The sequence below is a fragment of the Microcystis sp. M169S2 genome (assembly GCF_020245865.1).
Lineage (GTDB): Bacteria > Cyanobacteriota > Cyanobacteriia > Cyanobacteriales > Microcystaceae > Microcystis > Microcystis ichthyoblabe_A.
Genome location: NZ_JADBUB010000082.1, coordinates 38,407 through 61,643, shown reverse-complemented (window position 1 = coordinate 61,643; position 23,237 = coordinate 38,407). Strand labels below are relative to the sequence as shown.

At 43.0% G+C, this 23,237-nt stretch carries 19 protein-coding genes and 3 pseudogenes; 9 read left to right on the top strand and 13 right to left on the bottom strand.

Annotated elements, in window-relative coordinates:
- Positions 1-160: 160 nt before the first annotated feature.
- A complete protein-coding gene (locus IM485_RS08695) occupies positions 161-538 on the bottom strand; it encodes a phosphomannose isomerase type II C-terminal cupin domain (protein WP_287742466.1) in 378 nt (125 codons plus the stop codon).
- A 274-nt stretch (positions 539-812) separates the two neighbouring features.
- Entirely contained in the window at positions 813-2,096 is a 1,284-nt protein-coding gene (locus IM485_RS08690) for a flotillin family protein (RefSeq protein WP_104395618.1), read from the bottom strand.
- 460 nt (positions 2,097-2,556) lie between these two features.
- Here IM485_RS08690 and IM485_RS08685 point away from each other — a divergent pair.
- A pseudogene (locus IM485_RS08685) lies at positions 2,557-2,646 on the top strand (PEP-CTERM sorting domain-containing protein); the annotation flags it as partial.
- A gap of 161 nt (positions 2,647-2,807) precedes the next feature.
- On the opposite strand, the pseudogene IM485_RS08680 reads toward IM485_RS08685, so the two are convergent.
- The 3 genes and pseudogenes from IM485_RS08680 to IM485_RS08670 form a co-directional block, all read right to left on the bottom strand.
- A pseudogene (locus tag IM485_RS08680) lies at positions 2,808-3,020 on the bottom strand (Uma2 family endonuclease); the annotation flags it as partial.
- 106 nt (positions 3,021-3,126) lie between these two features.
- The gene (locus IM485_RS08675) at positions 3,127-3,489 is read right to left on the bottom strand and encodes a helix-turn-helix domain-containing transcriptional regulator (RefSeq protein ID WP_012266497.1); all 363 of its coding nucleotides are present in this window, start codon (positions 3,487-3,489) and stop codon (positions 3,127-3,129) included.
- Complete coding sequence (locus tag IM485_RS08670) at positions 3,476-3,820, bottom strand: type II toxin-antitoxin system RelE/ParE family toxin (RefSeq protein ID WP_104395617.1); 345 nt, start codon at positions 3,818-3,820, stop codon at positions 3,476-3,478. The genes IM485_RS08675 and IM485_RS08670 overlap by 14 nt, the downstream gene beginning before the upstream one ends.
- Positions 3,821-3,883: 63 nt before the next feature.
- Here IM485_RS08670 and IM485_RS08665 point away from each other — a divergent pair, with 63 nt between their 5' ends.
- Positions 3,884-5,398, top strand: a complete 1,515-nt coding sequence (locus IM485_RS08665) for a SagB/ThcOx family dehydrogenase (protein ID WP_287742459.1) — start codon at positions 3,884-3,886, stop codon at positions 5,396-5,398.
- Between the two features lie 94 nt (positions 5,399-5,492).
- Here the strand turns inward: IM485_RS08665 and IM485_RS08660 are convergent, their stop codons facing one another.
- From IM485_RS08660 to IM485_RS08630, 7 genes are all read right to left on the bottom strand, one after another.
- On the bottom strand, positions 5,493-6,410 hold the full coding sequence (locus IM485_RS08660) for a TauD/TfdA dioxygenase family protein (RefSeq protein WP_104395615.1): 918 nt from the start codon (positions 6,408-6,410) through the stop codon (positions 5,493-5,495).
- Positions 6,407-7,168: a class I SAM-dependent methyltransferase gene (locus IM485_RS08655; RefSeq protein ID WP_104395614.1), complete on the bottom strand. Its 762-nt coding sequence runs from the start codon at positions 7,166-7,168 to the stop codon at positions 6,407-6,409. Before IM485_RS08655 ends, IM485_RS08660 begins: the two co-directional genes overlap by 4 nt.
- Positions 7,169-7,199: 31 nt before the next feature.
- Complete coding sequence (locus tag IM485_RS08650; protein WP_104395613.1) at positions 7,200-8,711, bottom strand: cupin domain-containing protein; 1,512 nt, start codon at positions 8,709-8,711, stop codon at positions 7,200-7,202.
- Positions 8,712-8,817: 106 nt separating this feature from the next.
- Entirely contained in the window at positions 8,818-9,216 is a 399-nt protein-coding gene (gene dndE / locus IM485_RS08645; protein WP_002735106.1) for a DNA sulfur modification protein DndE, read from the bottom strand.
- Positions 9,217-9,315: 99 nt separating this feature from the next.
- Positions 9,316-11,301, bottom strand: coding sequence for a DNA sulfur modification protein DndD (gene dndD / locus IM485_RS08640; protein ID WP_287742455.1), 1,986 nt, complete (start codon positions 11,299-11,301; stop codon positions 9,316-9,318).
- 165 nt (positions 11,302-11,466) lie between these two features.
- A complete protein-coding gene (locus tag IM485_RS08635; RefSeq protein WP_104395611.1) occupies positions 11,467-13,104 on the bottom strand; it encodes a vanadium-dependent haloperoxidase in 1,638 nt (545 codons plus the stop codon).
- A gap of 89 nt (positions 13,105-13,193) precedes the next feature.
- A complete protein-coding gene (locus tag IM485_RS08630; protein WP_104395610.1) occupies positions 13,194-13,865 on the bottom strand; it encodes a hypothetical protein in 672 nt (223 codons plus the stop codon).
- A gap of 513 nt (positions 13,866-14,378) precedes the next feature.
- On the opposite strand from IM485_RS08630, the gene IM485_RS08625 reads away from it, so the two are divergent.
- Positions 14,379-14,654, top strand: coding sequence for a MoaD/ThiS family protein (locus IM485_RS08625; RefSeq protein WP_002740056.1), 276 nt, complete (start codon positions 14,379-14,381; stop codon positions 14,652-14,654).
- 130 nt (positions 14,655-14,784) lie between these two features.
- Positions 14,785-15,660 carry a hypothetical protein gene (locus IM485_RS08620; protein WP_069474857.1) on the top strand — a complete coding sequence of 292 codons (876 nt, stop codon included), beginning with the start codon at positions 14,785-14,787 and terminating at the stop codon, positions 15,658-15,660.
- A 102-nt stretch (positions 15,661-15,762) separates the two neighbouring features.
- Here the strand turns inward: IM485_RS08620 and IM485_RS08615 are convergent.
- A pseudogene (locus IM485_RS08615) lies at positions 15,763-16,220 on the bottom strand (ISL3 family transposase); the annotation flags it as partial.
- A gap of 758 nt (positions 16,221-16,978) precedes the next feature.
- Here IM485_RS08615 and IM485_RS08610 point away from each other — a divergent pair.
- The 5 genes from IM485_RS08610 to IM485_RS08590 all read left to right on the top strand — a co-directional run bounded on the left by IM485_RS08610 (position 16,979) and on the right by IM485_RS08590 (position 23,089).
- Complete coding sequence (locus tag IM485_RS08610) at positions 16,979-18,130, top strand: acyl-CoA dehydrogenase family protein (RefSeq protein WP_104395609.1); 1,152 nt, start codon at positions 16,979-16,981, stop codon at positions 18,128-18,130.
- 102 nt (positions 18,131-18,232) lie between these two features.
- Positions 18,233-19,876 (top strand): alpha-keto acid decarboxylase family protein, encoded by a 1,644-nt coding sequence (locus IM485_RS08605; RefSeq protein ID WP_104395608.1) that lies wholly within the window; start codon positions 18,233-18,235, stop codon positions 19,874-19,876.
- Positions 19,877-20,020: 144 nt separating this feature from the next.
- Positions 20,021-21,412, top strand: a complete 1,392-nt coding sequence (locus IM485_RS08600) for an IctB family putative bicarbonate transporter (RefSeq protein WP_104395607.1) — start codon at positions 20,021-20,023, stop codon at positions 21,410-21,412.
- Between the two features lie 315 nt (positions 21,413-21,727).
- The gene (locus IM485_RS08595; protein WP_287742449.1) at positions 21,728-22,123 is read left to right on the top strand and encodes a protease inhibitor I42 family protein; all 396 of its coding nucleotides are present in this window, start codon (positions 21,728-21,730) and stop codon (positions 22,121-22,123) included.
- A 54-nt stretch (positions 22,124-22,177) separates the two neighbouring features.
- The gene (locus IM485_RS08590; RefSeq protein ID WP_287742447.1) at positions 22,178-23,089 is read left to right on the top strand and encodes a C1 family peptidase; all 912 of its coding nucleotides are present in this window, start codon (positions 22,178-22,180) and stop codon (positions 23,087-23,089) included.
- The last annotated feature ends 148 nt before the right edge of the window (positions 23,090-23,237 follow it).

Below are 23,237 nucleotides of genomic sequence, written 5' to 3'. Positions count from 1 at the left end.
TGAGGTAGTCAGTTACCTAATTTTCAGGGAAAAAGTACCTGAATTTTACCCCCGATCCCTCCAATGGTCGGCACTTTTTGAGGTCAAAAAAGTCTAAAAGCCTTATCCAACAAGGTTTTTAGATTTATTCAGCAAGCCCTATATACGGAAGAAAACTGTCCTATTCTGCATCATCAAAACGGTGAATATCATCATCTCCCAAATATTCGCCATTTTGCACCTCGATCATCACCAGAGGAATAGAACCGGGGTTTTCCAACCGATGACGGGTATTCATAGGAACGTATGTAGATTCTTTTTGTTTGAGGAGAGTTGCTTTTTCATCACAGATTACCCGCGCTGTACCGGAGACGACAATCCAGTGTTCACTGCGATGGTAGTGCATTTGGGTACTCATGTGATGGCCGGGTTTAATGACAATGCGATTGATGCGATACCGCGGACCTTCCTCCAATACCGTCACCGTTCCCCAGGGGGGAGTCCGTGTCATTTCTATGTCTTGGGGAGAAGGGGAGGGAGCATTAATTAAGTCATCCATGGCGGTGGTTTCCAAACTTGATTAATATTTTAGTGGACAATAATCAGTAATCAGTAATCAGTAATCAGTGAACAGACAGGACTTTTACTGCCATTTAATACTGCTCACTTAATACGATTTTTCTAAAGTAATGGCAGAGATAGTTAATTACCCTCACCCCCAACCCCTCTCCCAGAAGGGTAGAGGGGATTAGGATGCCTGCCACAAATAAAGAAAAATGGTACAATACTCTATCCTCCTACTGATAACTGATAACTGATAACTGATAACTGATTCAGGAGGGCAATTGTTTAAAATCAAAATTTGTGTCTTTGCCCTTGACAGATGGCTCGGTTTGTGCTAGACGATTAGCCATTTGTACCAGATCCACTCCGGTAGCTTGACGCAATTGTTCGGCAAAGGCAGTCATTTTCGGGACAAGATTACCATCACCCCCGTCCACTACCGTCACCGTTTGCACCTGCACTTCTGGGACACTAGCGACCATTAATTTCAGCAATAACTCCAATTTTTGGTATAAAAAGATGTTTTTAGCGTTATTTCCCGCTCCTTGCCAAGATGCCGCCAGTTTTTTGGTTCCTTCCGCTTGCGCTTTCCCCTGTTCGATAATTTTGGCCGCTTCCCCCCGGGCTTTTGCGATCGCTTGTTGACATTCCGCTGCCGCAGGGGCGATCACATCTGCTTGTAATTGCTGTTTCACCTGCTTAATTCGGGCGTTTTGTACCGCCACTTCGGCCTGTACTTTAGCTAAATCGGACATAACCACCGATTCTACCTCAGCAATCATGGCGCCGCGCTTAGTTTGAGTGTCGCGCACCCGTTTTTCTGCGTCAGCTTTGGCTATTTCTAAATCTTTTTGGATACGACGCAAAGCGGTTAGACGTTGATTCTCGGAAGCCTTGATAATCGATGTTTTTCGGGCTTTTGCTTCGGCTATCCGGGCATCTCTCTGTAATTCGGCTTTCTGCTTCCGTCCGATCGAATCGAGATAACGCACCTCATCGGAAATATTCTGGATCTGCAAACTATCCAAAACTAAACCCAATTTTTCCAGATCCTGTTCCGCTTCTTCTAGGAGACTTTTAGCGAAAGCAATCTGATCGGAGTTCGCTTGTTCTGGGGTTAAATTCGCCAAGACACCGCGCAAATTCCCCTCTAGGGTTTCTTTAGCCAGTTGTTCGATTTCCTTGCGTTTCTTGCCCAATAAACGCTCGATCGCATTATGAATAATCGGTTCTTCCCCGGCAATTTTAATATTCGCCACCCCAGTGACGATCAACGGCACACCGCCCTTAGAATAGGCATTAACCACCCTGAGATCGATGATCATGTTGGTCAGGTCCATTCGATACACTTGTTCTAGCATCGGTAAACGAATACTGCTGCCCCCTTTTACCAAACGATAACCGATGGTTTTGCCCGTGGCCGTGGGACGACGACTACCGGCAAAAATTAAGACTTCGCTCGGTTGACAGATGTGGTAATAGTTACGGATGACTAATAAACCCGCACCTGTGCCTAAACCGAAAACTCCCAGTAAAACAGCGATAATTTCCATAGATTTTATTACGGTCGATGCTCGGATCAAATTAACTAAATTGTATCCGTCAATTTCCAAACTTGACAGACCAGTAGTCTAGTAGGGTGTAGGTACATTGAAAATTAAAATAAGTAATGATAGAGTAAAATCCTCTAGTTTTATGTTGACTTCAATCAAATTGCTTCTAAAATCCACACATAACTTTATTCCCAGAGCAAATTATTCAATGTATGAATAATCTCAAAAAATTTCGGCTCTTCGGTTTGTGTTATGCAATGGACGGGGGTTATAAGGGATAGAACCCTTATAGAGAAAGGCATTTAGCGATTTTTGTCAATTGTTTTTTATCTAAAGCGAACTAATCAATTAAGTCTCTTGCCAGATAAGGATTTAGTCGATTTATGCCCCCCTATCGAACCATAACAAGTAAAGAAGAGCCAAAATCTCTCGGCATTTGTTGACCGTCGCTTCTTCTGCTGTGGGTGTCCCCGAACCTACGAGTGTTCTTGGTTATATCACACTGGGCGGTTTAATGCTAGGGGGTGCTGTCCGCAAAGCGAGAAAATAATGTCCCAGAGAGAGGAGGCGCGGGTTTCCTCTCTCTTTTTTGGGGGGTTTTCGAGCCTTCAGGCTTCAGTATCTATCCCTAATTCCCGCAATCGTGATGCTAGTTGTTCTGCTCGTTGTTTAGCCGCAGAAGCCTCTTGTTTAGCCGCAGAAACCTCTTGTAAGGTTGAGGTTAGCAGCGCTAAAAACTAGATCTGGTTCCCAGTTGGGAGGCTGAAAAGTCAGCAGTAATAACTGAGGTTGTAATAGGTGAAATTCGTCAGGCAAACCGGGTTCCAGTGGATTGTCACTAGGTAAATCATACATCGTCGGCAAGGATTGCCGGGGGGAAAGGGGAGGGTCAGATTGGGGAATGGTGAAGCTAGGTGTAGTCATAATTTTATTTTAGAAAACGGGTTTCTGAAAAAAACCCGTTTTCTGTGTAGGGTGCGTTAAGCGGCTATCAATTTGTAATTAAAAAGACCAAACTACAAACTACAAACTACACTGTAATCTTGATTGAACTAACAGCGTCATTTTCATGATTTATTTCTGGCATTTTTGAAGCGACCGTTATCGTTAATTTCAATCCTAAAGCTTGAAGCCAAGAGGTTAGTTGATTCATGGCTTCAGGTGCAGGTTTTTGCATTAGTTCTTCCAATTGCTTAGCCTGAATTTTGATTTGTTCTGGTGTTAGATTTTGAGGGCCAAGGGCTTCTAGGACGTGATTGAACGCGAGTCTGAGTAATTCTGATTCAAATTCATATTCATCTCCCTCGAGATGAGTTTCCAGATAAACTGCTGCATAATGGGAATCTTTAAGAGATTCGATCAGGGAATCATGATAACTATCACTGACTGGCATTTTCTCGGCTCCTATAGTCTTGCCAATATTTTTGAGCTATTTCAATGTCTTTAGGTTGCGTTTTTTTATCTCCTCCACACAGGAGTAAGATAATTGTTGTTCCGATTTGTCCAAAGTAAACGCGATAACCAGAACCATAGTCTATTCGTAGTTCATAAACTCCTGCTCCTACTGATTTATAATCCCCTAAGTTACCTAAATTAACCCGGTTTAGACGTTGAGCAATTTTAGTTTTAGCCTTAATATCCCGCAAAGAATCGAGCCATTGGGCAAAGGGAACTTTGCCGTCACTGGTAACATAACGTCGAATTTCTCTGGGTTGAGCCGCCATGGGATAATTATAGCAGTTATAATGTCAAACTAATAAGTAAAGCTTAGACAGCCCATCTTTATCATGCCAGATCAGCCAATCTCGATCGCCCAATACTACCACGAGCGGACCAAATACGACCCCCAGACGATCGCCTCAAAAAGTAAAGGTCTTGATTGGAGTCAACAACCCCATCCCTTCAAAGAATACAAAATCGGTCAGACTTTCGATCTCAAACCCTACCTCTCCCGTCAAACGGTTCCCCAAAAAGGGGACTTTTGGCGACGTATATCGCGAATTTTGGGCTGTAGCTATGGTTTAACTGCCAAAATCGCCACTATGGGCAGTCCCTTGTACCTACGTTCCGCACCCTCTGCTGGTGGATTATACCCCGCCGAGGTCTATCTGATCTCCCGTGGCACGGAATTTTTACCCGCCGGTCTCTACAGTTATCAAGGTCAAAGTCACTCGCTGCTTTTATTCTGGGAAAGTGATGTCTGGACCCACCTACAATCTGCTTGTTTCTGGAATCCTGTTTTAGAAAATACCGATATCGCTTTAGTTACCAGTGCCATTTTTTATCGGTCTGCTTGGCGCTACGAAGATCGAGCTTATCGGCGTATTTTCCTCGATACAGGGCATTTATTGGGCAATATTGAGCTATCAGCCTCGATTAATGACTATCGCGCTCATTTAATCGGTGGTTTTAACGATAGCCAGATGAATGAATTGCTTTATCTTGATTCCGAGAAGGAAAGTGTCATGACGGTGATTCCTTTGGCAGATCTGCTCAATATCCGCCAAAATCTCCCCCCTAGTACCACGGCACTCCCTTCGGCAACCACGACTCTTTATCCCAAAATTGCCGAGGGAGAATTATTAAGCTCCCTACAGCGAGCCACTATAATAGCTACAGACGAAAAGATAGAAGCAGCCGTTACCCCGTCTAATTGGGAAGATAAATATAATTTTCCTTTTTGTCTGAAAGTTTCCGTGACATCCCGTCCCGTCAATTGGGGGGAAGATTTAATCGATCTGGAAAGTACGATGCTTAAACGCAGATCTACCCGCGCTTATAGTGGTGCTAGTCTCAGTTTAGACGAATTGCGAGCGCTGCTGCATTTTACCTATCAACCCCAAGATTATGCCAGTCAAAATCTCGATCCCAATCCCGATTATTTTGCTCTGGATTTATTGGAAACTTTTATCGCTGTTTCGGCAGTAACTGGATTAGAGGAAGGCTGTTATTATTATGCTCCTAAAGCCCAAGAATTGCGGCAAATTCGCTTTAAAAATTTCCGGCAAGAGTTACATTATCTCTGTTTAGGTCAGGATTTGGGACGAGATGCGGCTGCTGTGGTTTTTCATACGGCGGATCTGTCGAAAGCAGTGGCTAAATATGGCGATCGAGTTTATCGTTATCTTCATGCAGATGCGGGCCATTTGGGACAGAGATTAAATTTAGCGGCTATTCATCTGGGGTTAGGGGTTAGTGGTATCGGTGGTTTTTTTGATGATCAAGTTAATGAAGTGTTAGGAATTCCCTCCGATGAAGCAGTTATTTATATCACTACTTTAGGCCGACCGAAGGTTTTTTAGGGTGAGTTTGAACCACTGAAGGGGTGACAAAGAGGTTGAGGTCATCGTACTCTGTACCTTGACCGGTTCACTTTCTCCCTTGGACGTATTTTGTTTAAAGGTTAATCCAACTACGGACCATCTGTCGGGGTTTTCCTGAATTTTTAAAAGCGGTTCTATTGTGGCATAAAAAGCGATTATTAATGTAAAATATATCGCCTTTTTTCATTTTGAAGCGGACTATATTTTCTGGTTTTGAAAAAAAGTCGTCGATGATGTCGAGTGTTTTTGTGATAGCTTCCGGTTGCGCTATTTCTAGTTTGGAGTAAGCGACTTCAATCCAGTACCGCATATAACGAAAAACCAGACCCTGAGAATCTGTTGAGAATAAGGGGAAATTATTATTTTGAATAGCTTCTTGAGAATTAATCTCTCCAGGTGTAATCACATCGCGCGCCAAAGGTTCGTAAAGATAGAGAACTAGGTCTGTATGGTTTTGCCAGAAATATTGATACAAATTGGCGGCGTTTACTACAAGAGAATCTCCTCCCTCATCTGCGGCAGCAAGACACAGTAAGCCAACAAGATCAGGGAAGTAGTTTTTGGCTGTACTATCGGTATGATAGCCAGTTTCTGCATTCGTCATCGAAACGGGTATAGCTTTTTTAGTGTAATCCATTCCTCGATCGATTACATCAAAAAAATAGCCATAGCGGTGGTTTAGTCGTCCAAAAATACGAGAAATAAAAGCATAAATTAACCGCATTTCCGTTTCTGTTAATGCTGAATCTAATCGGAAAATAACTATTCCGGGTTCTAGGAGCAATTTCTCACGAAACGGCAGGAAAAAGTCAAGATTTTTATTAACTGTTTCCCGTCCTATTTCGTTGGGTTTTTCAAGCCATCTGTGATTGCTTGTTTTCAGTAAATCCAAGACTAATGATTTGGGTAAACTAAAAAATAGTTGAGAAGGATCGGGCAATTTTTTCCAAGTCAGTAATGAAATATTAGGATCAAAAATTGGTCTAATCATTTTTGAATCTTGAAGGCAACGTGAAGGGGAAGGTCAATGAGCGGAGTAAAAAATTCTGGGTCTAGTTCTAAATGTTCCTGATTAATTTTTAGTTCATAAACTTCTGGCATTTTTGTGAAGGCTGCTAAACGAAGAGATGTGAAGTAATCTTCCATAGTTTTATGAACACATTGCACGGCGACGGCTTTTCTATCTCGGCGCCAAATCTCACCGGGGAATAATTGGTCGCGTCCAGAAAAATAGCCAGCTTTCGGTTTAAAATAAAAGGGAAACTTATCTTTTTTCAGAAAAGGTAAAGAGGGATGGGGGACGGCGAACAGGAAATAGCCACCGAATTTCAAAAGTTGGTAGGCTTTCTGCATCGTGCTAATAGTTTCTGAAACATTTAAGTAGTTGAACAGGAACATAGCCAGAACTAAATCGTATTGTTCGGACTCAGTTACCGCAAAATCACGAATATCACCAGCTTCATAGGAAGCATTAATAATCTGATGCTCGTTTTTTTGAATCAAGGCCTGCTCGATCATTTGTGATGAAATATCAATCCCATGAACATATTGAGCGCCTCGGTTAATTAACTCTCTTCCTACATAACCTTCCCCACAGCCTAGATCTAATATTTTCTTATTGACAATCGGTTCACATAAATCAATGACAAACGGACGCGCGGAGTAATCAGAAAGCAAAATCGGTTCTACTCGTTTCCAGTCGGATGCGCTTTCGTCGTAAAGTTTTTTGGTTTCTTGTGTTGCTTTCATACCTTACCTATCTAACGGGATAAAATTTGCACTAATTTTGTTTTAGCCTAGCACTGTGCAAGTAATTACCCAGGAAACTTTTACCAGTTAATCCGAAATCAGCTATCGCCAGAAAAACCAAATCTTCTTCTCCTAAGTTCACAGATTGATGCACGCACCAACGGGGAATAACAGCAAAAGTACCCGGTTCGACTTCGTTTTCGTATTGATCAACAATAACTTTTCCTTGACCCTGAAGAAATACAAATACGGTTTCATGTGCATGTCGGTGCATTTCATTCGTTTTTCCTGGCTTGACTATGACTAGGCGTGCATCTAAAACTTCTAGAGCAAACGGTAGGCGAAATACGTTAAAATCAATATTGAGTTTATCAACCTGATTGTTGTATAAAGCTTCTAAGTTGCTGGCGCTGATTGTTGAAATAAGCTCCTTAGCTTCTTGGACATAAGTTAAGCTTTTTTGTTGATTGATTTTTTCGGTCAAGGCTCCCAGTCGTAGCGTTTGAAAATCATGGTAAAGTTGTGATGCAAGCCTTAATATTGTTGGAGAGCATTGGCATTCATCAGATGGATCCGCAAGCCAATCTAACAAGTTCAGAACTTCTTCCCTGTGCTTTTCCCTTTGCATACCGTATAGCAAAAGTGAACTCAATCCGGGTAGTAGTTTTTCCACTGGAACAGTAGATAAGTCTTCCGTCAATCCAATACGCACGTCATTGATTTGATGCGATAAAAGTTCCTGTTCCTGATTAGACAGCTTTTTGCTTTTAATCATTTTAGTGAAAAGCGTAACAATCTTGGGTAGGTCTGATGATGTCAAAGATTTATCTAGCGCCAACGCACGTTCATACATATTGTCCCAGTAAGCAGCACGTAGATTTAAGGCTTTTAACATTCCTTTCCGTAATTCCAGAACAGCCTGTTCGCCTTCACTGGCTAATTCCTTAGCGATCTCAACTAAAGTTAAGCTGTGTTCATCCTCCACTTCTGTGTGTAAAGGAAAAAATACATATTGCTGCAAGGATAATGATGTATGGTTTTTAATCGCTTCAATAATGTGTTTGTAGATAAATTTAACAACAGATTCAGTCCCTAAACCTATGGCTCCAATAGCTTGGAGTGAGCTTCCATTCTGGAGCAGCGATAAGAATGATTCACGCCAAATTTGTACTTCAACACAAGGCGGTTGCCTGCTATCTACTCCCATCGCTTCTTGAAAACGCTTGAATAACTGTGGGTGAGGAATTTCCTGTACCCACTCGTCCTTAATACCTAATTTACGGATTGCTTCGAGATCTTCATCGTGTAGATGTCCGTTTTCTTCAGCTAAGTTCTTCAGCAGGTGATTTCGATGAGTGGGATTTTCTAGCTTTGATATTACTGCTGTTAAATAACGGGAAAACCAGTCACTATAAGCTCCGTATTGACTGGCAAAGTCTTTGAGAACCTCATCAGTATGTTGAAATTCTCCTTTTTCTAAAGCAAGTAAATACGGATGATTAATCGCTCGATGGCTTAGTGCTTCCTCGATTAAATTTTCCATTTTTTCTCATCCCCCGATAGCCGCCCTCTTTTAAATACCATCACAAAATTACCCAATTGTCAATAGCGTTTGAGATGCGCTCCCCCTAAAAACAGATCATTCTTGATCAAGATTCTCTGAGATTTTCTCTCTCTAATTCGATCAAATTATCAATTTTTTTTAGCTTGGCATCCCCGGCAAGATAACCGATACCGCGATGTAAATGTAAGCGAAATTGTTGAGTTAGAGTTTCTTTATCGGTTCCTAATCCGTCTTGATGACAACGTTGTTTGAGGGCAATTAGGAAAATATCGGCCATTTCTCCCCCGAATACTTTCCAAGATAATTCTACATTGCTATCGGCAGGAATGGGAACGGGAGAGGGGAGACTCGGTTCGGCAAGGGAACGACAAAAAGCCCAACGACAGAGGATATTCCATTGGTCAATTTTGGTGTAGCGTTTTAATTTTATTAGGCTATCTTTGGCGGTTTGAGATAGTCTAAAACGTTCGATCGGTGATTCCATAATTTATAATTTTACCTCGATCTGAGTGATGAGAAAATAGTTAGTCATTCTCAATCCTGTTGGGGGAGGATTTTTGGGGAATTTATCTCGGTCATGATTTTACCAAAAGTAGCGATCGGGGTGAATAGTGGTTTGACGTTGTTGGGAATTGTATTCTAGCAGGTATTTTCGGGCGATTACTTCCTGTTCTTCTAATAAGAGTAGCTCATTTTGTCCAATTTCTGTATCGGTGGAAAGGAGGATAACTTGAGAGGAAGCAGCGGGAAAATAACGTTCAACTAAATTATGGCGATGGGAAGAATCTAAACGTCCGAGGGGTGTATCGATAGCGATGGGTAAATCTCGTCCAGAGACTCGCGCTAATCCCCACAAAAAAGCGATCGCTAATAGTTGTTTTTCTCCGGCAGAAAGACGGTGTTTAGGCACATTTTGTCCATCAGGACTAAAGAGAGATAGACCAAAAGTATCAGCATCAATCGCTATTTTTTGAACTAGATCGGACTTATGCAATAAATAACGAAAACATTCCGCCACTTCTCCCTCTAATCTATTTAATTTTTTTAAAGTTAAGCGTTCTTTAAATACTTTTAAAGTTTGCTGTGCTTTGACAATAGCATTGACGATGTGTTCGTTACTTTGGGATTCTAAAGCTTTCTCACTATAGGCAAATAATTCTTTTTTAGTTTTCTCAATTTTCTTTTTGATTTCCTCATAATTTTTGTGGCTTTGCTCGTATTCCGCTTGAGCATTTAGATACTTTTTCTGAGCGGTTTTTAAGTTATTACTCAGGGTTTCGTATTCTTCGGGAGAGGCTGCTACTGCTAATTCTCGCTCTAAATTATCTAAGTCAGCTTCCAGATTTCTTAATTGTTCCATCGCTTGATGAGCGAGGTTAATTTGTGCCGGTAATTGATGGGTTAAGACTCGATTTAATAACTCGATCGCCTCCTCGTCTAAATCTAAGTAAGGAGTAATCAAACAATCGCTATCCTCAGCTAAAAACTGATTTTCTTGCTGTAAAAATTCTCTAATATTATCTAATTGTTCTAAAGTTAAATTCAGTTGTTCTAAATAAGCAAGTAACTTTTTATCTCTGGATTCTAAAACCGATTGAGCGACTTGAGACGATTGCAATTTTAGCTCTTTTTCTCCCTGAATTTTAGCCGCTTCTAGGAGAGGAAAAATTAACTTTAATGGTAAAAATTCCCCCGCTAATTGACCTAAATATTCTCTCTGGTTATCTAGCTTTTTATCTAAATCCTTTTTTCTGCTCTCTAATTGACTTCTTTCGGCGGCAATTTTTCCGCCATCAATGCGAAATTTATCCGAGACTGCATCAAAATCATTTCTAACCAAATCTAAATTTTTTTGTTGAGTTTCCATCTCTTGCCGAGCCAATTCTAAATCTTCTTGGTACTGGGCTAATTTTTTCTCGATAGCTTCAATAGTTGCCAGTTCATTCTCTGCCGCTAATAACCTACGCTTGCGACTAGCTAAAATATCAAGATCAACTGCTAATCTTTCCGCTAATTCTAACCCTAATAAAGTCTGCATCGAATCCTTAACACTGTCAGGAGGTACATCCTGTTCTGCCAATTCTTTTACCTGTTCCCCATCAAATAAAAACAGGTTAGAAATACCCAAAGGTAATAAAGTTTCAATATATTCATCCCAAGTATTAGCTAAGGCAGGATCAGGCCAATCTTCATCTAAAATACCGAGGGTATCCTTACCATCTTTGGGCTGTTTTGTCCAGTATCTAACGATACGATATTGTCGCCATTGTTCATTAACTAGATGTTCAAAAGCCAGTTCAATTCTAGCTTGATCGATGAGGGAAGCTTGATTATTAACTGCTTGACTGAGAAACTCGGCATAACTTAAATTATTGCGAGTAGAACACTTCGCCCGCGCACCGTACAAAGCCAAACGAATCGCATCCATTAAAGTAGTTTTACCGCCGCCATTCATGCCTCCTAAAAGGATAATCGGACAGGGATTGTTATCTTTTTCAGGACGTAAATTAATCACTTGACGACCAGCGTAGGGTCCGAAATTTTGCAAAACTAATTCAGTAAAAATCATTAACAGTCAGGGGTGAGGAGCGGTAATTTCTATCCTAGACAAGTATAACAAGCGATCGGAGCCAATCTCCCTATTTTCGGCTTGTGGGATGGGCAGACTAGGGAGAAAGTAAAATAGAGACGTTGGGGGCAACGTCTCTAGGAAATTTAGCAAAATGTCTAATTTTTATTTAATTTTGCTTTTTCTCAGGCGTGTTAGGGAGAAAATACCGCCTAGGGTCAAGAGGGCGAGAACATTATCCGCTTCTGGAGTAGTAACGCCACCGTTGATAAAAAATTGAGAGCGGTTCCAAACACTTCTCCCCACCCTGCGACCTAAAATTCTGCCTTGAATATCGCCGTCGAGGAAGTGAATACCGCCATAACGACGGGAAATACCGGCTTCACCCGCCGCTTCTGAGAAAGTATCCCAAGAAAGAGTTACCGGACTAACAGGAGTGATGCCCGGTTCAAAAGCTGAAGTACCGGGAGCAAAGGTGACAGAACCACCAAAGACATCGCTACCAGTGAAAAGACGCAGGATTTCCGCCCCAGCGGCACTAAAGGCACTATGGCCTGAGGTATATTCGGCAAAGGGTGGCGAAGGAGGACCAAAGGGATTCTGGTAGGTGAGAAATTGGGTAGCGGGAATAGTTATTGTGCCTAAACCGGGGCCGCCCCAAGCGTTAATTTCAAAGACTCCATCGCCGTTACTGTCAGTCCCGATTAAACCCAAGCGACCTAACTCGCGAATCACGCGCACGGGACGGGCGGAATTATAGGATAGTTTCGCTTCCCAGGTGGCAATCCCCGCATCCATAACCGCATTACCGAGGGCGAAGAATAACTGCACATCTTCGTCGAGAGTATTATTATCCCGCTGCGAGATATCTTGCCCGAACTCCATCCATGTACCCGGAGGGAAGGGGGTTCCAGGGCCATCTTCCCAAAATTCAGCAATTAGTTTCTGTTCGTCGGTGAGATTGGCACTGAATGCCACCACATCAACCGCTTGCTGGATGAAAGCGGGATTGATATCTACTCCCACTAAAGCAGCACTAATAGGAACCACTGTACCATTAGCCCGGGTGATCGTTCCCGCCTGTAAATCCGCCGAAGCGTTGCGATCTGACAGAAAACGAATAATTTCAGGGGGACGGTATTGAGCATTATCGGTTAAAGAGAAGGATTGCACCGTTCCCCAGTGGGGGGTGAGATATCTCTGTAGTGCTGAACCAGAATCGATGGGAACACTCTCTGGAGTCCAGAGTTCGATATTGACCACTTGAGTGGGAGTGTTGGGGGTGCTATAACCGATGGTATCAACGTAGTTGTTTAACTGGTTGGAACCGTCATTACGACGGGCATTCATCAGTGTGGCGGCGATGGTGTTACCGATTCCCGCTGCCGTAGTGGTATCGGTGCTGGTATTGTTGGGGTTGTAACCAAGACTATTCATCCGAGCAGTCAAATTAGCCGTTTGTGTGGGTAGCAGTTCCGTTAACACCCGATAGGCGGCAAAACTAATCGCTTCCTGTTTATTGGCTTGAGTATTTTCGCTCGTAGGACGTTGTAAAGTATCTCCTAGAACGGTACTAATGGGGGTAGCTTCGTAGGCTGACCAAGCATCGTACATAGCAGTGCCAAGGATGCCATAGAGCCGAGAAGCTACCGTTGGTCCCTGGGGTTGATTTCTGACACCTTGAGTGGCGGCACCAATCCAATCACTGGCCACCGTGACCGCTTGAGCAGATGATACTGGCAGCAAGGCAGTGGAAGCAATCCCTAAAGGAAAAAGGGTTAAAGAGAGTATTTTTTTGTACATGACCGGCAAATGGGAACAAATGGGCCGAAAGCGAGGAAAAACGGACTAAGAGAAGGATTATCCCTCAGATAATTTCAATTCAGTCCAGCTTAGTTTTTGGTTCTTTGGAATCTCGATAAAATTCCTAGAGTTCCCAAGACAATTAACCCCACGGAAACGGAAGGTTCAGGAACAGGGGTTGAAAAAACCGCTAACTGCTCATCACGACAGGGAAAAAGACCATCCCCCGGAGTAAGGGTACAGCCACCATTAAAGGTGGTTAACTGTGCGTTTAGCAGTGCGGGGTCGCTACTAGCTGGTCCATGGTCGCGAACTACGTTCCACACTTCTGCTGTCAAGGGATTGAATAACCCATTACCTAATTCCACTTGGTTAGGATTAGGCAGTTGACCGATACCGACTTGAGCAGAGAAATTACCCAGTCCATTTAAACCAATTACTTCTCCATCGGCAAAAAATACCGAAGCATTGACAGTAGGATTGGAGAAGTCGTCTTGACCACAACCCCCGACGCAAAACTCAGGGTTATTGAAGATAACCCACCACATGGTATAGGCAGCCCCAGGGGATAAATTGCTAGTGGACACGGTACTTGCAATTCCCGTCGCCGTTCTAGTTAGGGTTCCCGTGGAACCAGCAACGGTGCCGCTATTAACCAAGTCTAAAAGAGATACGTTTTGAACTAAAGCCGCTTGCGCTGGGGAGGTAGCGACAAATGCGCCTAGTAAAGCGATGGTAGAAACTGTTAATTTTTTGCTCATTTTGGGCTTTGAATTTGTACTATATCAGTTGATTAGCAGCAGAAATCTTGCTGAAGCAGCAGCGTGGCTATTCCCAAAGACAGATGACTAACCTTTCCGCTTCACAATAAGCGTATTTATGCCCAGCGTCAAGTTAAGTTTTGTTAAAAAATTGATCGTACTTTAGGGGGAGGCAAAGCTTAAAAAAAGCTCAAGTAAGCTCCGATGGACAACATTGGCTCGATAAGTTTTCCACAGAAATAATCCTTGGGCTGCCCATTTTCCCTTTTTTTGATGACCCCTCAGTAGATTACTTCTTTCAAAACTATACCTATCAATCGTTTCGGACTCTTTTAAGTTTTCTATCTTTTTGTTAAGAAATGTACACATAATGGAGGTAATAAGGGAGAGGGCAGTATCATGACACAAGATGAAGATAATTGCCAATTCAGGTCTAAATTGGCAAATCAATTTTCACGGAATAAATCTCAAAAAGCTTGTATTCCTGATCAGTAAGACAAGAGGAACACCACAATGACCACCTTAAACATTGCATTTTCTGGAACTCTCCTACGATTTGTGGACTACCAAAAAGAAGTTTCCCTAGAAGCGGAAACCATCTCCAAAGCTTTACGGACTCTCACGGAAAAATATCCCTCTTTAACGGCTTCTCTCTACGATGCGAATGGCGAAGTTCGCAAAGTTCATCGACTTTTTTTAAATGGGGAACAGCTTTTCTCGAATGAATTAGACCGCAGTATTCAAGAAAATGATCGCTTGCAAATTTTAACGGCAATTGCTGGTGGTTAATTAAAAATATTAAATAATTCCCAGCTTTAACTATCAACAGGGAAGATTAACTGTTTCGTCGGGCAGGTTTATCTACTTACTTCCCTAGTCTTATTTTATTGCCACAAAATCTTTAGCCGAGGACGACAAAATGGTTAGTACAGTTGCCGCAACTACTCCCACTTCATCCCCACCGAGAACCAGTGAACTTACTCTCGCCGCCTGTCCGACTTTATTCACTCCCTTGCAGATGCACCAGCGAGAACTTTTGCGCTTAGGATTAAATGGTTGGGCGGGATGGTTGCGCGATCACTTGATGAGTATTCAAAAGTTAGTGGAAAACTATCAAACCAGTATGGTAGTTGCCATGGCCCATCTGCGCTACATCAAAAATGTCACTTTTCACGATTGCGAAACGATTCAACTCGTCACCCGTGCCAGTTGCATTAAGGGGGGAGTATTATTAGAAATGCCTTCTAGTATCTTGGCTGATAATCAAGAAGTGGCACAGGTAAAAATCAGTTTACGTCCAGTAACAATCACCGATCAAGTGAGTTTAGGAGCAAAACCAGGGCGATTGCCAGAGGAACTGATAAATTTATTCTCGGAAGAAGAAATCTCGAAAAAATTTGAACGTCCAGTCCAAAAATTAACTAAACAAATTGAAGAACAAAAACAGGGTGAATTAATCGCAGAAGGTCGTTATCCCTTCCAATTGCACCGCTATGCTCTTGATTTTGCCGATCAATGGGCTTTTATGGAAGCGGCAGCCTACATTAATGCTAGTCGGGAAAAACTGGTTCTTGGCCAAGGTAGCAAACAACCAGCTCTGAAAGTGGGTTTCAGTAATCCCCTACAAGAAATAGATATCGAACTGCACAAACCCTATTTTCTCCTTGATGAAGGAGTTGTGGACACGAAAGTCTATCTTTGGCAGCACCGAGTAGTTTTTATCCATCGCTTACTAGGTTACGGCACGGGGGTGGAAGAGAGTTACGCCACGGCGATCGAACAATTTGACCAGTAATCGCCTAAAATCTCGCCAAAAACAGCGATCGGTCAATTGAGTACCGATCGCTGAGTAGGGTTTGCGGCAAAAAGATGGCTCTTCGTTACTCTTTATGCTAAATCAACAGACAAGATGCCTAGATAACATACTTCTAACCCAAAAATTCCGTTTCTAAAGCCATAGCCTCTCCGTTTTATTAGTTTCAGTTTATTGTTGATTCCCTCGACCACCCCATTCGTTGTCCTTCGCTCGAAATAACTAATGATTTCTCCAAACCAGTTTCGGATTGTTTGACAACTCTTGGTAAAAACACTAGAGGATTTTGCCAACCATTCCGAGATAGATAGCAGTCCTTCTGTCGGATTCTCTGAGGTTTCATAAATCTTTCTGAATTCTTCCTTTAATTCCTGCATCTTTTTCAAATTTGGAAAATTTCCTTTGATAGCTTCTAGCCTGATTTTTTGGGTTTCCGTTAAATCTTTTTCATTTTTTAACAGGCTATATTTACTTCGCTTTAAAACTTCTAGCTTTGCTTCTTTTTCCGCTTTCTGTTTTTTATTTTTCTGCGCTTCTGCCGTTGCTTTTTTATTTTTCGATTCGGAAAACTATAACGATATTTTCTAGGTGTCGATAGCCTTGAATAGAGGTTCCTTCTAGGTTCAAAAATTTGTCAAGTATCATAAGTAGGGTTTGCTGAAAAAGTTTGTTGGTGGAGTTAGGAGTCAGGAGTCAGGAGTCGGGAGTCAGGAGTTTCAGGCTTTGTTGCCCTCTCTTTCGTACTAGGTTATGTACTATGGCAAGGATAATGCAAGGTTTTTGAGGATACCAATCCGATTTTCGCAGCATGAACATTGGATTTTAACAGGCCAAAAGCCTTATTTTAAAAAGGTTTTACCATTATTCAGCAAACCCTAAGTAAAATACTCTGGTTTTTGGCTATTATATCAAATCTTAACTCAATTGTCTATCTTTTGGCATTAACCTGTTTGTGCCTAAAATCTTTCCCTGTATGGGTTTCAGTTATTTTTGGGCATAGGCTCTCTGATCAAATTTTATTTTAAGTTAATTATTTGCATAACAATTACCGAAGAGCCGTACTTTTTGATTGACAAAAAGTCTAAAAGTCTTACCCAACAAGGTTTTTAGATTTATTCAGCCAGCCCTAGATACTGTCCTCGATTCAAGCGGCCATGTCTAGCCCCTGGTCTCCACCGCTTAAACTGTCTGTTTGTCAAGTACAATTTATACAAAATAAGTGCGATTGCCCTGCTAAGTATATAGGGACAAAAAAATCGTTATCCGGAAAAAATTGAGACAAGAGGTTGATAAAAACATCATGAATCGTACCCTAGCCAAAAAAATAGCAGCAGAAGTCGATAGTCGTTTTGGCAATTTTATTCGCAAACGCATTAACCCCGGAGTTTTAGAACGGGATGCCAATGGTACTTGTATACCAGAAGATATTTTTGCCGAAGCTTGTCGTTTAGGGATGACTCCCTACCCTGTAACTCAAGAATTAGGAGGTGGAGGGGCTGATCAGCTATCCTGGGGAATGATGCTCGATCGAGTCGGTTATCTCTGTCAAGATCTATCCTTTCCCTTCGTGATTTCTCTGCGCGGTTCGGTGATGAGAATGATCTACAAGTCAAAACGACAGGACTTGATCGAACGTTACCTGAAACCGATGATCGCGGGGAAAAGATCGCCCGCTTTTGCCTATACCGACGGTGCGGATCCTTTTTCCTTTAACACCTGCGTCAGAGAAACCCAAGGCGGATATATCCTTTCTGGCAAAAAACTTTTCACCACTGGCGGTTACAATGCTGATACCTTTATGACCTATGCCCGTCATAAAACCGATAGTTTTGACGATCTTAAGGTTTTTTTGGTGGAAAAAGAATTCCCCGGAGTGGAAATTGTTCCCTTACCCATGGCAGGATGGCGTGCTGCTGGCATCTCAACGGTACATTTTCATGATGTTTTTCTTCCCCATGACTCGGTGATGGTGGCAGCCGATGGGTTAAGTCATGTGCAGGAATTTTTAAACGCCCGTCGTTCTATCTTGGTTAGTCCCGTTTTGGGCAGAATGGAGGCAATTTTGGAAGATTGCGTCAAAAGTCTCAGTCATTCCATCCGTTACAATCGACCCTTAACCGCTATGCAATCGGTACAGGCAGAGATCGGTAAAATGTATAAACTGCTAGAAACCAGTCGCTCGATCGTCTATCAATCCCTAGAAGCTGAGGCCGCTGGTCAGGTAGATCCTCTCTGGGAACCGATTACTAGCTTAGCTAAATCCTATGCTACCGACAGCGCCATCGAATTAGTTTTGATTGCCCAACGTTTGTTAGGAGGGGCAGGACAACTAAAAACTAACCATTACGAGCGTTATTTGCGAGATTTCTGCGGTTTAATCCCCGGAGGTGGCGCTCAAGGTACTCTAGATGTAGATCTGGGAGTTGCTATCATTAGTAAATATGATATGTAAGTTAGTCGGTCTTTTCCTAGCAAGAGCGATCGGCATTTTGGCTGAAAGTGAGCAAGGAAAATTCCGCACCGACATCCTGCTCATCTTTGCGAGAAAATTGCTATGATCACCATCGGCGAATATTTATTCCAGCGTCTCCATAATTTAGGGGTTAATCATATTTTTGGGGTGCCGGGGGATTATGTCCTCGATTTGATGGATGTTTTGGTGGAAAGTCCGATCGAATTAGTTTGCACCTGTAATGAGCTTAACGCGGGTTATGCCGCCGATGCCTACGCGCGAGTCAAAGGTATGGGCGCTGTCTGTGTCACCTACGGAGTCGGGGGATTTAGCCTTGTTAATGCTGTGGTCGGTGCTTACGCTGAAAGAGTTCCCCTGGTGGTAATTAGTGGAGCTTCCGATCGCTCGATTCGCCGGGATAATTTATTATTACACCACACCACGGGCGATTATAATCTGCAATTTTCCATCATGGAAAAAGTCACGGTTGCCTCGGTTATTCTCACTAATTCTGCCCAAGCAGCCAGTCAAATCGATCAAACTTTAACAGCTTGTTTGCATCACAAACGTCCTGTGTATATCGAAATTCCCCGGGATCTAGTCTATCGTCCCTGTATCCCCTCAGAAAATCCAATTTATTTAACCGATAATCTCACGGATACCGCCGCTTTAGAAGAAGCCATTGAAGAAGCGGTTTTTTTATTAGAAAAAGCGGAAAAACCAATTATTTTAGCGGGGGTAGAATTCCATCGGTTTAAACTCCAAGATAAGTTGCTGAAACTTTTAGAAGTAACGGGTTATCCCTTAGCTACCACTATTTTAGGTAAGTCGTCAATTTCGGAAATGCAGCCGCAATTTATCGGCACTTATGTGGGAGCATTAAGTCGCGAATACGTTAGTCAACGGGTGGAAAATGCCGATTGTGTCCTCTGTTTAGGGGCGATCATGTCCGATATGAATTTAGGCGGATTTACGGCTAATTTAAATCCCAATAATTTGATTAATGCTAATTCTGAGAAAGTAAAAATTAAACATCACTTCTATCAACCAGTATTCCTAGGAGACTTTATCGATGGTTTAATTGATAAACTAAGTCACAAAGAAGCGGCTACACTAGAGATTAAACCCGCAGCCGAATTGAAGGATTTAGAATTCATTGCCGTGCCAGAGCAAAAATTAACTAATGCTCGTTTTTATGAGCGAATGAATCATTTTATCGCTCAAGAATCTTTTGTTATTTCCGATACAGGGGATGCAATTATTGCCACGATTGATTTATTAATGCCTCAAAAAACCGACTTTATTGGTCAAGCATTTTATCTCTCTATTGGTTATTCAATTCCCGCCTGTTTAGGAGTAGCTTTTGCCGCACCCAATACTCGTCCTATCGTCTTTGTGGGGGATGGCGCTTTTCAAATGACTGCCCAGGAACTTTCGACAATTATCCGTCATCATCTCAATCCAATTATCTTTTTAATTAATAACGATGGTTACACGATCGAGCGGGTAATTCAGGATAATATTTATAATGATCTACAACCGTGGAAATATCACCAATTACCAGCAGTATTTAACGGGGAAAGTTGGAGTTGTCAAGTCAGGACAGAAGGGGAATTAGAAAAGGCTTTATCAATTGCCCAGGGTAACATCGATCGCCTATCATTTATTGAAGTACATCTCGATCGTTTTGACTGTTCCCAAGGCTTAACTCGTTTAGGTCAAGCTTTACGTTCACCCCATGCTTAGACTGGTTATGCTATTAGGTTTTGACTGTGTGAAGCTGCCCTAAGACACCAGACTGAAACTCTTTTCGCTCCCAAGAGTCAACAATTAAGATACAATCGGTATCTTAATCAAAGTGTGATGGTGACAACCGCAACTAAAAACCCTATGAATGCTTTTTGGAAACAAATCACCCTACTGAACTTTTCCCCCGCTTCTTGGTCAAAATATAGCTATCTGCATCGTTTCGTCGGCCTTTTTAGTCAATGGCGACAGGGTAGCCGGTTTGTGGAGTGGACAGAACTGATGGGTGCGCTGTTAATCTCTCTTCTTATCGCCACTGCGCCGTTTTTTTCCACCAGTCAAATCGGTTTTTTATTGTTAGCAATAGCCGGTTATTGGCTACTGTTAACCCTTGTGGATGAAGGCAAAATCGGGGTGACACCGATTCACATTTTAGTGCTTTTATACTGGGGAATTGCCACGGTTTCTACGGCTTTTTCTCCCGTTAAAATGGCAGCTTTGGAAGGACTAATTAAATTAACTCTCAATCTCATCTTTTTTGCCTTTACCGCCCGAATCATGCGTTCGCCACGCCTAACAAATTGGATTCTGACTACTTTAGTTTTAACCGCCTTAGCAGTGAGCGTTTACGGCATTCGTCAGCAAATTTTTGGTGCGGAACAGTTAGCAACTTGGAACGATCCCACTTCAGAATTAGCGGGAGATACTAGGGTTTATAGTTATCTCGGTAATCCTAATTTATTAGCTAGTTATTTATTCCCTGGTATTGCCTTTAGCGGTGCAGCCTTGTTTGTGTGGCAGGGATGGCTACCGAAAATTTTAGCGGCTTTATTAACTTTAGCCAATGCCGCTTGTTTATTTTTTACCGAGAGTCGTGGCGGTTGGATTGGTTTGATGGTCTTAGGAATCGTCTTCTTATTGCTATTATTTTATTGGTTCAAAAATTATCTACCTTTATTTTGGCAAACATGGCTTTTACCATTAGTTTTAGGGGGTTTAGCCGTGGTGATTTTAGGGGCGATTTTATTGGTGGAGCCGCTGCGAATTCGGGTGATGAGTATTTTTGCAGGCCGGGAAGATAGTAGTAATAACTTTCGGATTAATGTTTGGGATGCAGTTATCCGCATGATTCAAACTTATCCGCTTTTGGGCATCGGACCGGGTAATGATGCTTTTAAGAAAATTTACCCCCTATTCATGAAACCAAAATACACGGCTTTAAGTGCCTATTCTGTGCTATTAGAAATCATGGTAGAAACGGGAATTATTGGTTTTACCTGTTTCCTCTGGTTATTAGTCACAACTATCGGCCAAGGCATCCATCAAATTAAACTTTTACGCGATAAAATGGATAGTCAAGGCTTTTGGTTAATCGGGGCAATTGCCGCTATGGCTGGAATTCTTGCCCACGGTTTTTTTGATACGGTTTGGTATCGTCCCCAAGTTAGTACCCTCTGGTGGTTAGTTTTGGGTTTAATTGCTAGTCGTTGTTATTCCCCCGCTAGAGGTTTTGATCGTGGCAATTCTCTCCTCTAGGGGGGCGAAATGGGGGAGCATTGAGGAGTTATTTCAAATTACGGATAGGACTGCTCTGAAGGGTATTTGAAGCTCGTGTAGGCGCAGGCGAGGGGGATTATTAAGAAAAATCACAAATCTTCCATCCTACCATTTCTCGGTGGGCAAAGCAAGAGACAATTAAATTAGATCGTTTCCCAGTTTGTTCTGCGCTTGGCGCGATTTCCCAACTGCAATAACGAGAGTAAATCCCTGTGGCCGTTATAGAGACGAGGGAGGAAAATAATGGATCGTTCTCTTAAGTGGGCCGTCGCGATTGTCATAACTCTAATCTTCGTGCTTTCCCCGGTCTTTTCCCAGGGCTGTGGGGCGACAGAGTGGAACCCGAAAGGAGGGAACGGTCAAGATGCAATGCTAACCCTTACTCGCACTGACAACGGCAAATCCATCACCATGCAGGTCAATGACCTGCTGCTACTGTCCCTCGACGAAAATCCCACCACTGGCTTTCAGTGGGCGGTCGATGGTGTCGGGAGCGATTTAGTGAAGCTGCAGGCCTCTGAGTATGTACCTGCCATAGAGTCGAGAGTCGGCGGGGGCGGTCAGAGAGTCCTGACCTTTAAAGCGCAACGGGCTGGGATAGGCCAACTAAGGCTTAAGCTCTGGCGAGAGTGGCAAGGAGAACCGTCAATTGTCGAACGATTTACCGTCACGCTCCAAGTCCGAGAGTAAAGGCTTCTCAGACAGCCTGGGGCTAGTGAGTAACGACTTAGGAGGAAAAGAAAAATGAGTGAAACATTTGTAATTCCCGCAATGGGATGGTTGCCCGACTATCCCGATATTCGTGATGTCACTTTTCAATCTGAACGCGTACCGTCCAAACTGCAAGCTTTGGGACAGCCATCTGTCAAGCAAATGCTGGCCAAAGTGGGAGCAACGACATCTGCCCCAGCAGCGCTGCCAACCAGCGTGGACTTGAGGCCGTGGTGTTCCCTCATCGAGGATCAAAAAACTATCGGTTCTTGTACGGCCCACGCCGGGGTCGGACTGGTGGAGTATTTTGAGCGGCGAGCTTTTGGCAAACACCTCGATGCTTCCAGACTCTTCCTCTACAAAGTGACGCGCAACTTGCTCAAATGGACGGGAGATACGGGGGCCTTCTTGCGCTCAACAATGTACGCCCTCACCTTGTTTGGCGTACCACCAGAAGAATACTATCCCTACAATATCGCTGATTTTGACAAAGAGCCGTCGGCATTCTGCTACGCTTTTGCCCAGAGCTTCCAAGCGATCTCTTACTATCGCCTCGACCCCCCAGGAACGACACGGAGCAACCTATTAACTCAGATTAAAACCTACTTGGCAAATGGGCTGCCCTCAATGTTTGGCTTTACTGTTTACAGTTCTATCAGTCAGGGCAACACGACCGGCAAGATTCCTTACCCGACTCGGGGCGAGAGAGTTCTCGGCGGTCACGCCATTGACGCAGTTGGTTACGACGACAACCTCAAGATCAAGAATACCAATGCGGGTGGCATTGAAACCACTGGTGCCTTGCTGATTCGCAACTCCTGGGGGACTGGCTGGGGAAGCGCAGGCTACGGCTGGCTGCCCTACAAGTACGTCCTCGATGGGCTGGCGACTGATTGGTGGTCGCTAATCAAGAGTGAATGGGTCGATACGGGACAGTTCGGATAGGAGACCGATTCGATAAGGTGTGAGGGGCCAGATAAAGGCTTCTGGTGAGTTTTTTCAGAATAGGGGGGACGCTGGGAAAACTCACCGTTTGTTTAATTTTTTAGGGTATGCAGACTAGATCATAAATCGATGCTATCCAGAAGCACAA